The following is a 14,224-nucleotide window of genomic DNA, read 5'->3' on the forward strand; positions in this document are numbered from 1 at the left end:
CGGGCCTGGCGGCGCGAAACTGCCGCGCGGGGTGCTTGGGGCCTCGCCCTCTGACATTCCCCGGCCATGGAGCGGCGGGGTGGCCGCGGCCTGCGGTCCGTGACGCGGTCGCGCCGGGCGGGCCGGGCCTGGCGGCGCGAAGCTGCCGCACGCAGGGTGCTGGGGGCCTCGCCTTCGGGCGCTAACCCCGCCGCGGAGCTGTGGAGAACCCACGCCGGGGGCGCCCGGCGCGGCGAACGGGCCGGGCCTGGCGGCGCGAAGCTGCGGCACGCAGGGTGCTGGGGGCCTCGCCCCCGGGCGCTCCCCCGCCGCGGAGCTGTGGAGAACCCACGCCGGGGGCGCCCGGCGCGGCGGGTGGGCTGGACACCATGCCCAGCAAAGTGGCCCAGGCCATACAACGTGGCCATGTCCTGCCCCACCTGCGCCTATCTACGCTGAGGCCCATGACCCCTCATCCCGACCCCCAGGCCGGCGCTGCCGTGAAGGCCGCAGACCGTGCGCACGTGTTCCACTCCTGGTCCGCCCAGGGCCTGATCGACCCGCTCGCCGTCGCCGGTGCCGAGGGCTCGTACTTCTGGGACTACGACGGGAACCGCTACCTCGACTTCACCAGCGGCCTCGTCTTCACCAACATCGGCTACCAGCACCCCAAGGTCGTCGCCGCGATCCAGGAGCAGGCCGGCAAGCTCACCACCTTCGCGCCCGCCTTCGCCGTCGAGGCCCGCTCCGAGGCCGCCCGCCTCATCGCCGAGCGGACCCCCGGCGACCTCGACAAGATCTTCTTCACCAACGGCGGCGCCGAGGCCGTCGAGAACGCCATCCGGATGGCCCGCCTGCACACCGGCCGCCCGAAGGTCCTGAGCACCTACCGCTCGTACCACGGCGGCACCGCCACCGCGGTCAACGTCACCGGCGACCCGCGCCGTTGGGCCTCCGACAACGGCACCTCCGGCGTCGTCCACTTCTGGGGGCCGTTCCTCTACCGCTCGCCGTTCTACGCGACGACGGAGGCCGAGGAGTGCGCCCGCGCCCTCCAGCACCTCGAGGACACCATCGCCTTCGAGGGTCCGGCGACCATCGCCGCGATCATCCTGGAGACGATCCCCGGGACCGCCGGGATCATGACCCCGCCGCCCGGCTACCTCGCGGGCGTCCGCGAGATCTGCGACCGCCACGGGATCGTCTTCGTACTCGACGAGGTCATGGCGGGCTTCGGCCGCACCGGCAAGTGGTTCGCCGCCGACCACTTCGATGTGACGCCCGACCTGCTGACCTTCGCCAAGGGCGTCAACTCCGGTTACGTGCCCCTCGGCGGCGTGGCCATCTCCGCCGAGATCGCCGCGACCTTCGAGACCCGCCCCTACCCGGGCGGACTCACCTACTCCGGCCACCCCCTCGCCTGCGCCGCGGCGATCGCCACGATCAACGTGATGGCGCAGGAGCAGGTCGTCGAGAACGCGGCCCACATCGGTGAGACGGTCCTCGGCCCGGGCCTGCGGGAGCTCGCCGAGCGCCACCCGAGCGTCGGCGAGGTGCGCGGCACGGGCGTGTTCTGGGCGCTGGACCTGGTGAAGGACAAGGCGACCCGCGAGCCGCTGGTGCCGTACAACGCTACGGGCGAGGCGAACGCCCCGATGGCCGCGTTCGCCGCCGCGTGCAAGAAGGACGGCCTGTGGCCCTTCGTCAACATGAACCGCACGCACGCGGTCCCGCCCTGCAATGTCACCGAGGCGGAGGCGAAGGAGGGCCTGGCGGCGCTGGACGTGGCGCTGTCGGTCGCCGACGAGCACACGGCCTGAGCTGTAGCCGTACGACTGAGCTGTACGCCGCACCGGGGCCCGTTCCGCACGGACCCCGGTGCGGCCGTTCAATCCTCAACTTTGTCCTCAAGAGCCGGACGGGCTTGATCCCGCCGGTTCCACCTCCAGGAAGCGGCGGCGGCGGGGGCCGCGGTACAGCAGTGCCTCCCACCCCCGGTCCGCCAGCTTCGCGGCGCACTCCGTGAGCTTCGCCTCCTCCTCCTGGGCCGCGCCGCTGCCCGGCGGGCCCAGCCAGTCCACGCAGACCATGCGCGGGCGGTCCGAGGGGCGCACGCGATAGCCCGTCGCCGTCCGGGCGCCCGAGGCGTCCAGGGCGGACGGCGGGATGCCCGCAGCCTCCAGGGTCAGGGCGATCGCGCGCACCATCTGGTTGAGCTCCCAGGCGGCGGGCGCTGCGCCGGTGACGCGGCGGATCTGGAGCATGCCGTCGAACGCGACCCGCACCTCGGCGGACCGGTCGCGGCCGCGCGCTGCCTCGCCGTCGCCGGTGGCCGGCTCGAAGACATGAGCCATGGCCGCCACAGTAGCGGGCAGGGACCGGGCCGCCGCGGCCGTCACGGTTATCGAAGCCGCGCCCGCAGCTTGGGCCGCGCCCGCGCCGCGCGCCCAAGGCCCATGCCCCGCACCCGGTTCGTAACCTCTGGCCTATCGTGTCCGGGACCCCCCGGCGAAGGAGAAGGCCACGATGCGCGGTACCGACAGCAGTACCGCTGTCACCCGCAACACCCTGCGGCGGCAGATCGCGGACGCGCTGCGTGACGAGATTCTGGCGGGGCGTCTGCAGCCCGGACATGAATTCACCGTCAAGCAGATCGCCGAGCAGTACGGCGTTTCCGCGACGCCGGTCCGCGAAGCCCTCGTCAACCTCTCCGCCCAGGGCTTGCTCGACTCGGACGAGCACCGGGGCTTCAAGGTGCACCAGTTCACCGTCGAGGACTACCGCGGCATGGTCGAGGCCCGCTCCCTGATCGTGGACGGCATCTTCCGCCATATCGCCAGGCGGGCCCCCGGCAAGCGCGGCTCCGGCGTCCACGGCAAGGCACTCGTGTCCGTACGCCGCCGGGCCGAGGAGGCCGCCCGCGCGGCCCGCGGCGGGGACCTCGACATCCTCATCGGCTACGACCTGCGCTTCTGGCGCGAGCTCGGCCAGGTCTTCGCCAACCGCTACATCTGTGACTTCCTGCACCGGTTGCGCGTCCACGCCTGGGTGTTCGCCGTCCCCTATCTGCGCGCCGACGCGGAACTGCGGGACTGGCTGTGGAGCGGCCACGAGGACCTGGTGGACGCCGTCGCGCTCGGCGACGCCGACAAGGCGCGCGCGGTCATCGACTCGTACAACGACCACGCGCTCGCCTGGGCGGATCGGCTGGAGCGGTGAGCGTGGATCTGAGCGTCGTCGTCCCGGCGTACAACGAGGAAGATCGGCTGGGCCCCACCCTCGACGCCATCTGCGCCCATCTGCGCGGGGAGCCGGGCCGCTGGGGCGAGTGGGAACTGATCGTCGTCGACGACGGCTCCACCGACGGCACCGCCAAGATCGCCAAGGACGCCTCGGCCGAGGAGCCGCGCATCCAGATCGTCTCCGGCGACGGCAACCACGGCAAGGGCAGCGCCCTGCGCCTGGGCGTGCTCGCCTCGTACGGCCGGCGGGTCCTGATCACCGACGCCGACCTCGCGACGCCCATCGAGGAACTCGACCGCCTCGACAAGCAGTTGGCGGCGGAGGACAGCGCGGCGGCGATCGGCTCACGCGCGCACCCCGACTCCCGTATCGAGGTGCACCAGCGGCGTTCGCGCGAATGGCTCGGCCGGATGGGCAACCGACTCATACGCGCCGTCGCGGTGCCCGGCATCCACGACACCCAGTGCGGATTCAAGCTCTTCGACGGTGACAAGGCGCGCGCCGCCTTCGCCGACTCGCGGCTCGACGGGTGGGGGATCGACGTCGAGATACTGCGGTTCTTCCGGCGTGAGGGCTGGCCGGTCACGGAGGTCCCGGTGCGCTGGTCGCATCAGGCGGGCTCCAAGGTCAGACCGCTGGACTACGGCAGGGTGCTGCTGGAACTCGTCAGGCTGCGGGCGCGTGCAGTGCGGCCCGTCGGCCTCCTCGTCACCGGCCTCTTCCTGCTCGCTTCCGTACTGCTCTACAAGGGCCTGTGGGCAGACCTGGACCGCGGCTATCTCGCCGACGCGGGCTCGGACCAGAACCAGTGGGAGTGGTTCTTCGCGGTCACCGCCGACAATGTCGCGCACCTGCGAAACCCCCTGTTCACGACCTTGCAGGGGTATCCGGACGGCGTGAATCTGATGGCGAACACCGTCATGCTCGGGCTCTCCGTCCCGCTCACGCCCCTCACGCTGCTGTTCGGCCCGACCGTCACCTGGGCGCTGGTGCTCACGCTCGGACTGACGGCGACGGCGACTGCCTGGTACTGGCTGATCGCCCGGCGGCTGGCGACGAACCGGTGGGCGGCCGCGATCGGCGGCGCCTTCGCCGCCTTCGCGCCGCCGATGATCTCGCACGGCAACGCGCACCCCAACTTCCTTGTGCTGTTCATGATCCCGGTGATCGTCGACCGGGCGCTGAGGCTGTGCGAGGGGCGCAATGTCGTACGCGACGGGGTGCTCCTCGGCCTGTTCGCGACGTATCAGATCTTCCTCGGCGAGGAGCCGCTGCTGCTCGCGGCGATGGGCATGCTGCTCTTCGCGCTCTCCTACGGACTCGTGCGCCGCGATGTGGCGAGGGCTGCTGCGCGGCCGCTGCTGCGCGGGCTCGCCGTCGCCGCGGCCGTCTGTCTGCCGCTGGTCGCCTTCCCGCTGGGCTGGCAGTTCTTCGGCCCGCAGAGCTACACGAGCGTGCTGCACGGCGACAACATGGGCAACAGTCCGCTCGCCTTCCTGGAGTTCGCGGGCCGCTCGCTGATGGGATCCGACGAGGGCGCGGACCCGCTCGCCTTCAACCGCACCGAGCAGAACGCCTTCTACGGCTGGCCGCTGGTCGCACTGGCGGCGGCGATCGTGGTGCGGCTGTGGCGGGTCGCGCTGGTCAAGGCGCTTGCCTTTACGGGGGTGGCGGCGGCCTTCCTCTCGCTCGGCCCGAAGTTCCGCATTCCGTACACCGACATCGTGCTCACCGGCCCGTGGCGGGCGCTGGCCCATCAGCCGCTGTTCGAATCCGTCATCGAGTCGCGGGTGGCTCTGATCTGCGCGCCGGTGCTCGGAGTCCTGATCGCGCTGGCGGTCGACCGGCTGCTGGTCACGCGGGAGCGGGTGCACCGGGCGGTGGGCCTGGCGGCGGTGGCCGCCGCACTGGTGCCCGTGTTGCCGACGCCGTATCCGGTGCGGGAGCGGGCGGAGATACCGGCCTTCGTCACGGAAGGGATGTACAGCGCGTATCTCTCCGAGGGTGAATCGGTGGTCACGGTGCCGCTGCCCTCCCCCGGCAGCGCCGAGGCCCTGCACTGGCAGTCGGCCACCGGGCTCGGCTTCCCGGTCGCCGGCGGCTACTTCAACGGGCCGTGGGGCCCGGATCGCATGGGCATCTACGGCGCGACGCCCCGGCACACCTCCAACCTCCTCAACGATGTGCGGGGCAGCGGTCGGGTCCCGGTGATCGGCCCCAACTGGCAGGCGCAGGCGCGCGGCGACCTGGCGGCGTGGCGGGCGGGCGTGGTGGTGCTGGCGCCGCAGTACAACGACGCGGCCCTGTATGCGACGGTGGAGAAACTGCTCGGACAGCCGGGCAAGCGTGTGGGCGGAGTGTGGGTATGGGATGTGGGGGCGGAGCGCATGCGGGGCTGACCGGCACCCTTCGCTGAATGTACTGGGGGCACTACGCTGTCCCGACCATCGCACGAACGCGTCCGTACTTCCCTTGGAGAGCGAGCCTTCCCTTGGCCTGTGACCTGTGGTTGGTCCCCCTCGTCGATGTGCTGTGCCACAGCCCCGACAACCCCTTCGCCGAAGAGATCGCGTCCTACGACAAGGCCCTCACCGACGCGGGTCTGCCGACGGTTCCCGTCTTCGCCTATATGCCGGGCCTGTCGGGCGATGTGGCCCCGGTCGCGGGGTTCGACTACGACGCGCTGCACTTCCTGCGGCGCGCGTACCTGCTGCAGTTGTGCGGTCTCGCGGTGACCCCGGTGGACGAACTGGGCGGCGACTACGAGCAGTTGCTGGAGATGTTCGAGTCGACGGCGCAGCAGTCGCATCTGGTGTGGCACTACGACCACGCGGGGGCGTATGTCCCGGTGGACTTCACCTCGCCGCTGTTCAACGACGAACTGCTGGCGGGCGGCGGCCCGTTGGGCTCAACGCAGGGTCTGCTGCGGGAGCTGGAGTATGTCGCGCCGTCGATCGGCATCGACCCCGCGAACCCGCCGGAGGCGCCGCAGCCGCCCGACCGGCCTACTTCGCTGGAGGAGCCGGCGGGGCCGATTCCGTACGACGAGAGTCCGTTCGCGCGGGAGCGGCATGTGTGGCTGGGGCTGCACGCGGCCGCGACGCGGAGCCTGGGCCAGGGCTCAATGATCATTTTTAGCTGACGCACAGCCGCCGCGCATCCCGCCCGTATCGGACGCACATCCGGGTCGCATCCGACGCACATCCGGCACACACCTGCTGAACGCGAGGCCTTAAGCTGCGCGACACCTAGGCCCGGTAGGACCGGTGCATGTCACAGACGAGTACCTCGGCACAGTCCCCCGCGGCGACGATCGCGGGGGAAAGGGCGGACGAGACCGTGGACGAAGCGCTTCCCAGGCCGGCGCGATTCGCGGATGTGAAGGGCTGGTTCTGGCCTGCTGACCAGCTGCTGTTCGACTGGTTCCTGAGTTATCAGCGGGACACGGACCCGGACGGCCGGGGGGACCTGCTGGAGCTCGGCGCGTACCTGGGAAAGAGCGCGATCTTCACGGGGCAGTATCTGCGGGACGGTGAGGATTTCACTGTCTGCGACCTCTGGGACTCCGAGGCGCCGGACGACCCCAACAGCGCGGAGATGGACCGGTCGTACTCGACGCTGACGCGGCGCGCGTTCGAGGCGAACTATCTGTCGTTCCACGACGAGCTGCCCACGCTGGTGCAGGCCCCGACCTCGGTGATCACCTCCCGGGTCCGTGCGGGGAGCTGCCGCTTCGTGCATGTCGACGCATCGCACCTGTACGAGCATGTGCACGGCGACATCGAGGCTGCGAAGGCGCTGCTGCAGCCGGAGGGCATCGTGTCCTTCGACGACTTCCGCGCGGAGCACTGCCCGGGCGTCTCGGCGGCGGTGTGGGGCGCGGTGGCCACGACGGGCCTGAAGCCGATCGTGATCACGGGCACGAAGCTGTACGGCACGTGGGGCGACCCGGATCCGGTGCGCGAGGCGCTGCTGACCTGGCTGGAGACGCGTACGGACATGTGGCACGGGGTGGAGGAGGTGGCGGGCGTCCCGCTGATCCGCATCAAGGGCAACAAGGCGGAGTCCCCGGCGCACCCGAAGTCCCGCCACAAGCCGGAGCCGGCCCCGCGGTCCGAGCCGGCGCCCCTGCCGCCCGCCCCGGCGCCCACCGCGGCGGCTCGCCCCCGGCCTTCGCGCGCCCGCCGCCTGGCAAAGGACCTGCTCCCGCCGATCCTGACGCGAGCGCTCAGGTCCCGTCGAAGCGCTTGACCCCGGACCGGGGCTCGGCTCCGGACGCCGCGCCTCAATCGCCGGAGGGGCTTGGTTTCGGGGCTCGGCCCCGGCCCCGCGCCTCGATCGCCGGCGAGGCTTGAGTTTCCGCCGGACGGGCGGAAACTCAAGCCCGTTGGGGGTCCCCCCGGACGAAGTCTGGGGGGAGATTGAGGAGTACGCCCGAGGGCGTCCTGGGGTCGCCCCACGCCCGCAGGGCGTCCTGGGGGTCCCCCCCACGCCCGGAGGGCGTCCCTGGGGTCGCCCCACGCCCGCAGGGCGTCCTGGGGGTCCCCCCACGCCCGCAGGGCGTAGGGGGCGGGTCTCGGGCTTGCCCCCCCAGAGGGGAGGAAACACCGCGTCCACCCTCAGCGCGGCGTCTCCGGCGGTCGCTGCCTCGGCATGTTCGGCCGCGTCCCCGGCGGCAACGGCACCCGCCCCGGCCCTCCTGCCGCGTCCGCCCGCCCCGCGCCCCCCGCGCCGCCCATCCCCATCCTCGGCGACTGCGTCACCAGCGGTGCCGGGCCCGACCGGAACTCCCCCATCCAGTCCGCCGTCTCCGACCGCACCAGCTCCGCGACGTCCTCCGAGAACCGCCGCAGCACCCCCAGACACCGCTCCGCCGCCTCGCTCGCCGTGCCCTCCGTCGGGCCCAGCACCTCCCGTACGCTCTCCGACGCCCAGTCGAACTGCAGCGCCAGCAGCCTGCGCTGCACCGCCTGCGCCGTCGCGACGTCCCTTATCCAGCCCGACGTCAGCCCGAAGTACCGGTCGCAGGCCAGGCACGCCGCCCCCAGCAGCAGCGGCAGGTACCCCCACCCCGCCGCCCCGTCCAGCACGCCCGCCAGATCGAGCAGGGGAAGCGCCGCCCCGGTGATCACCCCCAGGGCCGTGCCGAGCCGCAGCACCCGCGCCGTACGCCGCTTCCAGACGCGGTCGGCGAGATACCACCGCGCCGTGCGCAGCGCGTCCGCCTCGACCCACCTGTACAGCTCGTCGAGGCGTTCCGCCGGCTCGCCCCAGTCGCCGAGCGGAAACGGCCTCCCGGCCAGGTCACCGCGCGGCGCTTCGCCACGTTCCTCCCGGGCCGGCCCCCCGGGCTGCATCTCCGGCTGGCTCACCGGTGCACTCCTCTACGACGTGACGACTGACGTGACACTGCGTGACGTACGGTGCGCGCGTGCATCCTGGTGCGCAATGCTCTTCCTACCGCCGAATGGCGGTCTGTGCGCCGGAAATCCCGGTATTTCCGCCCACACGGGGGCCTTGATCAGCTAGAGGCTTTCCGGCTCAGTCACTCGAAAGAGTTGGGCCCCGCAGGGTGGGGCACGGGGCCCGGCAAGCACGTAGGCTCGGCTTACCGAACAATCGTCGTCGAATTGCCAGGAGTGACCGTGATTCCCGGTGGTGGCCAGCCCAATATGCAGGAGCTCCTCCAGCAGGCCCAGAAGATGCAGCAGGATCTCGCGCGGGCCCAGGAAGAGCTCGCGCAGACAGAGGTCGAGGGTCAGGCGGGCGGCGGTCTGGTGAAGGCCACCGTCACCGGCTCCGGCGACCTGCGGGCCCTCGTCATCGACCCCAAGGCCGTCGACCCCGAGGACACCGAGACCCTCGCGGACCTCGTCGTCGCCGCGGTCCAGGCCGCGAACGAGAACGCGCAGCAGCTCCAGCAGCAAAAGCTCGGCCCGCTCGCGCAGGGGCTGGGCGGCATGCCGGGCCTGCCCTTCTAGGTCCGAGGCGTACCAACTACCGTACGTCCCAGCAGAGCAGGCCGGCAGAAGACAGGAAGGCATCCCGTTGTACGAAGGCGTGGTTCAGGACCTCATCGACGAACTGGGCAGGCTGCCCGGCGTCGGTCCCAAGAGCGCGCAGCGGATCGCCTTCCACATCCTCCAGACCGAGCCGACCGACGTCCGCCGCCTCGCGCACGCCCTCCTCGAGGTGAAGGACAAGGTCCGCTTCTGCGCGGTGTGCGGCAATGTCGCACAGCAGGAGCAGTGCAACATCTGCCGTGACCCGCGCCGTGACCAGTCGGTCATCTGCGTGGTGGAGGAGCCCAAGGACGTCGTAGCGGTCGAGCGGACCCGGGAGTTCCGGGGTCGCTACCACGTACTCGGCGGGGCCATCAGCCCCATCGAGGGCGTCGGCCCCGACGACCTGCGGATCCGTGAGCTGCTGGCCCGCCTCGCGGACGGCACGATCACGGAGCTGATCCTGGCCACGGACCCCAACCTGGAGGGCGAGGCCACCGCCACGTATCTGGCACGCATGGTCAAGCCGATGGGACTCAAGGTCACACGGCTGGCGAGCGGTCTGCCCGTGGGGGGAGACTTGGAATACGCCGACGAGGTCACGCTGGGTCGTGCCTTCGAGGGGAGACGACTTCTCGATGTCTGACGCCAACCTGCACGCCGCCAATCAGGACCCGGACGACTTCGCCGTCCAGATCTCGGACTCGATCGAATCCTTCATCGTCGCGACCACGGAAGTCGCGAAGGGCGACGAGCCCGACAGCGCGGTGCCCTTCCTGCTGCTGGAGGTCTCGCAACTCCTGCTGACGGGCGGCCGGCTGGGCGCGCACGAGGACATCGTCCCCGACGAACGGTACGAACCGGACACCGGCCCCGACCTCGACGTCGATGACCTGCGTGAGCGGTTCGCCGTGCTGCTCGACCCGGTGGACATCTTCTCCGAGGTCTTCGACCCGTACGAACCGCGCAAGGCCCCGGTCGCCTGCCGGATCTCCGACAGCCTCGCGGACATCGTCACCGACCTGCGCCACGGCCTGGCCCACTACCGGGCGGGCCGCATCAGCGAGGCGCTGTGGTGGTGGCAGTTCTCGTACTTCTCCAACTGGGGCCCGACCGCCTCCGCGACGCTGCGCGCCCTGCAGTCGCTGGTCGCCCATGTCCGACTGGACCAGCCGCTCGAGGCGCTGGACGGGCTGGACACCGACGAGGACCTGGCTGAGGACGCGCTGGCGGAGGAGGCCGGCAAGGTCATGTCGGAGGAGATCGCGGCCCCGCTGGGCCTGCGTACGGCCACCTGACGGGGGCGCCCACGGCCCGGACAGCCGTTCGCGCCTGTGACCCGCCCCACACCCCGCGTACCCCGCATCTACCGGGGCAGGCATGACCACCGAGCGGCCGTGCCCCCCTCGCTGTGATCACTGAGTGAGCGGGACATCTCACGATGTGATAGCAGCGGGCCGGAGTGCGGCCGCTCGTTAGACTTAGCCGACCGCAGTAGTGACTGCAGTAAGAACCGAGCGAGGAGCGCACGTGGGCCTTGTCGTGCAGAAGTACGGAGGTTCCTCCGTTGCCGATGCCGAAGGCATCAAGCGCGTCGCCAAGCGAATCGTCGATGCCAAGAAGTACGGCCACCAGGTGGTCGTCGTGGTATCCGCGATGGGCGACACGACGGACGAGCTGATCGATCTCGCCGAGCAGGTATCCCCGATCCCTGCCGGGCGTGAATTCGACATGCTGCTGACCGCGGGAGAGCGGATCTCCATGGCCCTGCTGGCGATGGCGATCAAAAACCTGGGCCACGAGGCCCAGTCGTTCACCGGCAGCCAGGCCGGCGTCATCACGGACTCGGTCCACAACAAAGCACGCATCATCGATGTGACGCCGGGCCGGATCCGTATGGCGCTCGACGAGGGCAACATCGCCATCGTCGCCGGCTTCCAGGGCGTGTCCCAGGACAAGAAGGACATCACCACCCTCGGCCGCGGCGGATCCGACACCACCGCCGTCGCCCTCGCGGCCGCGCTGGACGCGGAGGTCTGTGAGATCTACACGGACGTCGACGGCGTCTTCACCGCCGACCCCCGGGTCGTGAAGAAGGCGCAGAAGATCGACTGGATCGCCTTCGAGGACATGCTGGAGCTCGCCGCCTCCGGCTCCAAGGTGCTGCTGCACCGCTGCGTCGAGTACGCACGCCGATACAACATTCCGATCCACGTCCGCTCGTCCTTCTCCGGGAATCGCGGCACCTGGGTCAGCAACGAGCCGCAAGGGAACCAGCAGATGGAGCACGCGATCATCTCCGGAGTCGCCCACGACGTCTCCGAGGCGAAGGTCACGGTCGTCGGGGTGCCGGACAAGCCGGGCGAGGCCGCGGCCATCTTCCGTACGATCGCGGACGCCGAGATCAACATCGACATGGTCGTGCAGAACGTCTCGGCGGCCACCACCGCCCTGACCGACATCTCCTTCACCCTCCCCAAGACCGACGGCCGCAAGGCCATCGACGCCCTGGAGAAGGCGAAGGCCGCGATCGGCTTCGAGTCCCTGCGCTACGACGACCAGATCGGCAAGATCTCGCTCGTCGGCGCGGGCATGAAGACCAACCCCGGCGTCACCGCCTCCTTCTTCGAGGCGCTCTCCGACGCGGGCGTGAACATCGAGCTGATCTCCACCTCGGAGATCCGCATCTCGGTGGTCACCCGCGCCGACGACGTCAATGAGGCGGTGCGCGCCGTGCACACCGCCTTCGGACTGGACAGCGACTCCGACGAGGCGGTCGTCTACGGCGGCACAGGGCGATGATCCGTAAGCCGGCGCTCGCGGTTGTCGGAGCGACCGGAGCTGTCGGAGCGGTGATGCTCCAGATCCTGTCCCAGCACGCGGACATCTGGGGCGAGATACGTCTCCTCGCCTCGCCGCGCTCGGCCGGCCGCAAGCTGGCCGTACGCGGCGAGGAGTGCGAGGTCGTCGCGCTGAGCGAAGAAGCCCTGGACGACGTCGACGTCGCGCTCTTCCTCGTGCCGGCCGAGGTGTCCGCGCAGTGGGTGCCCATCGCCGCGGCCAAGGGCGCGGTGGTTGTGGACAATTCAGCTGCTTTCCGGATGGACCCGGATGTGTCGCTGGTCGTCCCCGAGGTCAATCCCCATGCCGCACGGGTCCGTCCGCGCGGGATCCTCGCGAGTCCGCACTGCACGACGCTGGCGATGATTCCGGCGGTGGGGGCGCTGCACGCCGAGTTCGGACTGCGCGAACTGGTCGTCTCCTCCTATCAGGCCGTCAGCGGCGCCGGGCGGGAAGCCGTCGCCGTGCTTCGTGCGCAGCTGTCGCTGGTCGCCGGTACGGAACTGGGCACCGGGCCCGGAGACGTACGCCGTGCCGTGAGCGACGATCTCGGGCCCTTCCACGCGCCGCTGGCGCTCAACGTGGTGCCCTGGTCCGGCGTGTTGGAGGACGGCGGCTGGTCCTCCGAGGAGCTGGGGCTGCGGGCCGAGACGCGCAAGATCCTGGGTCTGCCGGGGCTGCGGGTGGCGGCGACGTTCGTACGCGTACCGGTGATCACCACGCACTCCCTCGCGGTGCACGCGCGCTTCGAGGGCGAGGTCACGGTGGAGCGGGCGCACGAGATCCTGGCGACCTCGCCCGGGGTGGTGCTCTATGACAATCCGGCGGCGGGCGACTTTCCCACGCCCGCGGACGTGGTGGGGACGGATCCGACGTGGGTGGGGCGGGTGCGGCGGTCGCCGGACGACCCGTGTGCCCTGGACCTGTTCGTCTGCGGAGACAATCTCCGCAAGGGCGCGGCGCTGAACTCCGCGCAGATCGCCGAGGCGGTCGCGGCCGAAATCGGGCCGGGGCTCGGTTCCGCGTAAGTCCTGGGCCGAGACGCCGGGGTGCCCGATCGGGAGGGGTGATCGGTCGTGATCAGGATCGCGAATGGGCTCGGGATGGGCTCGCGAATGGGGTCGCGAATGGGGGGACTTGCTCGGCTCCGGGGGTTCCGTGACCGCGCGCCCGGACGGCTTTGTAGGATCTGTGAACACCCTGCGAGCAAGTCGAAGGTCTGTACCGCTTGAACTGGGGTGCAAGGATGTTCGAAAATTCGCTTCCCCCTTGCTGCAACCGGTAGTTGGGCGGGAAGCGTCTTTGCGGTCGCCCCTTCACGGTGCCGCGAAAAATGGGGCATTGGGGAAGAGCGGGTACGCATGAGGGCATATGGATCACCGTCAAAAACGGTGGCGTACGCGTACAACCCTGACGGGGGGAAGCGTGTCCAACAAGCGTGGCAGAGGTTCTGGACATCACAGGGGTGGTCCCGGTGCGCGGCGCTTCGGTGCGCCCGCTCCGCAGGCCGCGCCCGCCCGGCGGCATGCCGGTGATCGCCCCCATGCCCGCTCCCCGTACCACCCGCATACCGTCTCAGCGCGAGGGCGCTGACGACACGATGGCTGCGGGCACCACCGTTGATCACCTCACCGAGACCTACCGCGCCCACTACCGGTCACTGCTCGGTCTCGCGGCCCTCCTCCTCGACGACACGGCTTCCTGCGAGGATGTCGTCCAGGAGGCGTTCATACGCGTCCACTCCGCGCGCAACCGAGTACGGGACCCGGAGAAGACCCTGGCGTATCTGCGCCAGACCGTGGTCAATCTGTCGAGGTCCGCGCTGCGCCGCCGCATCCTGGGGCTGAAGCTGCTCTCCAAGCCGATGCCGGACATGGCGAGCGCGGAGGAGGGGGCGTACGACCGACTGGAGCGGGACGCGCTGATCAAGGCCATGCGCGGACTGCAGCGCCGCCAGCGCGAGGTGCTGGTGTTGCGATACTTCGCCGATATGACGGAGGCTCAGGTCGCTGAGACGCTGGGCATTTCCCTGGGCTCGGTGAAGGCGTACGGCTCGCGGGGCATCGCGGCGCTGCGCATCGCCATGGAGGCCACGGCATGAGCGGGCACAGGGACAAGTGGCACAGGTTGCACAAGTTGCACAGATTTGAGCGGTACGG

The 14,224-nt window shown here is 70.5% G+C and carries 13 protein-coding genes; 11 read left to right on the forward strand and 2 right to left on the reverse strand.

Annotation, left to right across the window (positions count from 1 at the left end; all coding sequences use genetic code 11):
• Positions 1 to 443 precede the first annotated feature (443 nt).
• Positions 444 to 1,799, forward strand: a complete 1,356-nt coding sequence (locus J7E87_RS27395; RefSeq protein ID WP_215097225.1) for an aspartate aminotransferase family protein — start codon at positions 444 to 446, stop codon at positions 1,797 to 1,799.
• An 87-nt stretch (positions 1,800 to 1,886) separates the two neighbouring features.
• Here J7E87_RS27395 and J7E87_RS27400 read toward each other — a convergent pair whose 3' ends face one another.
• On the reverse strand, positions 1,887 to 2,333 hold the full coding sequence (locus J7E87_RS27400) for a hypothetical protein (protein WP_215097226.1): 447 nt from the start codon (positions 2,331 to 2,333) through the stop codon (positions 1,887 to 1,889).
• 172 nt (positions 2,334 to 2,505) lie between these two features.
• On the opposite strand from J7E87_RS27400, the gene J7E87_RS27405 reads away from it, so the two are divergent.
• The 4 genes from J7E87_RS27405 (at position 2,506) to J7E87_RS27420 (ending at position 7,473) form a co-directional block, all read left to right on the forward strand.
• Positions 2,506 to 3,198, forward strand: a complete 693-nt coding sequence (locus J7E87_RS27405) for a GntR family transcriptional regulator (protein WP_215097227.1) — start codon at positions 2,506 to 2,508, stop codon at positions 3,196 to 3,198.
• Positions 3,195 to 5,621 (forward strand): dolichyl-phosphate beta-glucosyltransferase, encoded by a 2,427-nt coding sequence (locus J7E87_RS27410; protein WP_215097228.1) that lies wholly within the window; start codon positions 3,195 to 3,197, stop codon positions 5,619 to 5,621. Before J7E87_RS27405 ends, J7E87_RS27410 begins: the two co-directional genes overlap by 4 nt.
• A gap of 92 nt (positions 5,622 to 5,713) precedes the next feature.
• Complete coding sequence (locus tag J7E87_RS27415) at positions 5,714 to 6,364, forward strand: hypothetical protein (protein ID WP_215097229.1); 651 nt, start codon at positions 5,714 to 5,716, stop codon at positions 6,362 to 6,364.
• Positions 6,365 to 6,492: 128 nt separating this feature from the next.
• A complete protein-coding gene (locus J7E87_RS27420) occupies positions 6,493 to 7,473 on the forward strand; it encodes a class I SAM-dependent methyltransferase (protein WP_215097230.1) in 981 nt (326 codons plus the stop codon).
• Positions 7,474 to 7,841: 368 nt separating this feature from the next.
• Here J7E87_RS27420 and J7E87_RS27425 read toward each other — a convergent pair whose 3' ends face one another.
• Positions 7,842 to 8,594: an SLATT domain-containing protein gene (locus J7E87_RS27425; protein ID WP_215097231.1), complete on the reverse strand. Its 753-nt coding sequence runs from the start codon at positions 8,592 to 8,594 to the stop codon at positions 7,842 to 7,844.
• Between the two features lie 273 nt (positions 8,595 to 8,867).
• Between J7E87_RS27425 and J7E87_RS27430 the strand changes: the two genes are divergently transcribed.
• The 6 genes from J7E87_RS27430 (at position 8,868) to J7E87_RS27455 (ending at position 14,166) form a co-directional block, all read left to right on the forward strand.
• Positions 8,868 to 9,203 carry a YbaB/EbfC family nucleoid-associated protein gene (locus tag J7E87_RS27430; RefSeq protein WP_215097232.1) on the forward strand — a complete coding sequence of 112 codons (336 nt, stop codon included), beginning with the start codon at positions 8,868 to 8,870 and terminating at the stop codon, positions 9,201 to 9,203.
• 67 nt (positions 9,204 to 9,270) lie between these two features.
• Complete coding sequence (recR, locus tag J7E87_RS27435; RefSeq protein ID WP_215097233.1) at positions 9,271 to 9,870, forward strand: recombination mediator RecR; 600 nt, start codon at positions 9,271 to 9,273, stop codon at positions 9,868 to 9,870.
• A complete protein-coding gene (locus J7E87_RS27440; RefSeq protein WP_215097234.1) occupies positions 9,863 to 10,522 on the forward strand; it encodes a DUF5063 domain-containing protein in 660 nt (219 codons plus the stop codon). Before recR ends, J7E87_RS27440 begins: the two co-directional genes overlap by 8 nt.
• 232 nt (positions 10,523 to 10,754) lie before the next feature.
• A complete protein-coding gene (locus J7E87_RS27445; protein ID WP_215097235.1) occupies positions 10,755 to 12,026 on the forward strand; it encodes an aspartate kinase in 1,272 nt (423 codons plus the stop codon).
• A complete protein-coding gene (locus tag J7E87_RS27450) occupies positions 12,023 to 13,093 on the forward strand; it encodes an aspartate-semialdehyde dehydrogenase (RefSeq protein ID WP_215097236.1) in 1,071 nt (356 codons plus the stop codon). The genes J7E87_RS27445 and J7E87_RS27450 overlap by 4 nt, the downstream gene beginning before the upstream one ends.
• A gap of 410 nt (positions 13,094 to 13,503) precedes the next feature.
• Positions 13,504 to 14,166: a SigE family RNA polymerase sigma factor gene (locus J7E87_RS27455; RefSeq protein WP_215097237.1), complete on the forward strand. Its 663-nt coding sequence runs from the start codon at positions 13,504 to 13,506 to the stop codon at positions 14,164 to 14,166.
• Positions 14,167 to 14,224 lie beyond the last annotated feature (58 nt).

Source organism: Streptomyces sp. ISL-1, from assembly GCF_018614585.1.
GTDB classification, from domain to species: Bacteria; Actinomycetota; Actinomycetes; order Streptomycetales; family Streptomycetaceae; genus Streptomyces; species Streptomyces maoxianensis.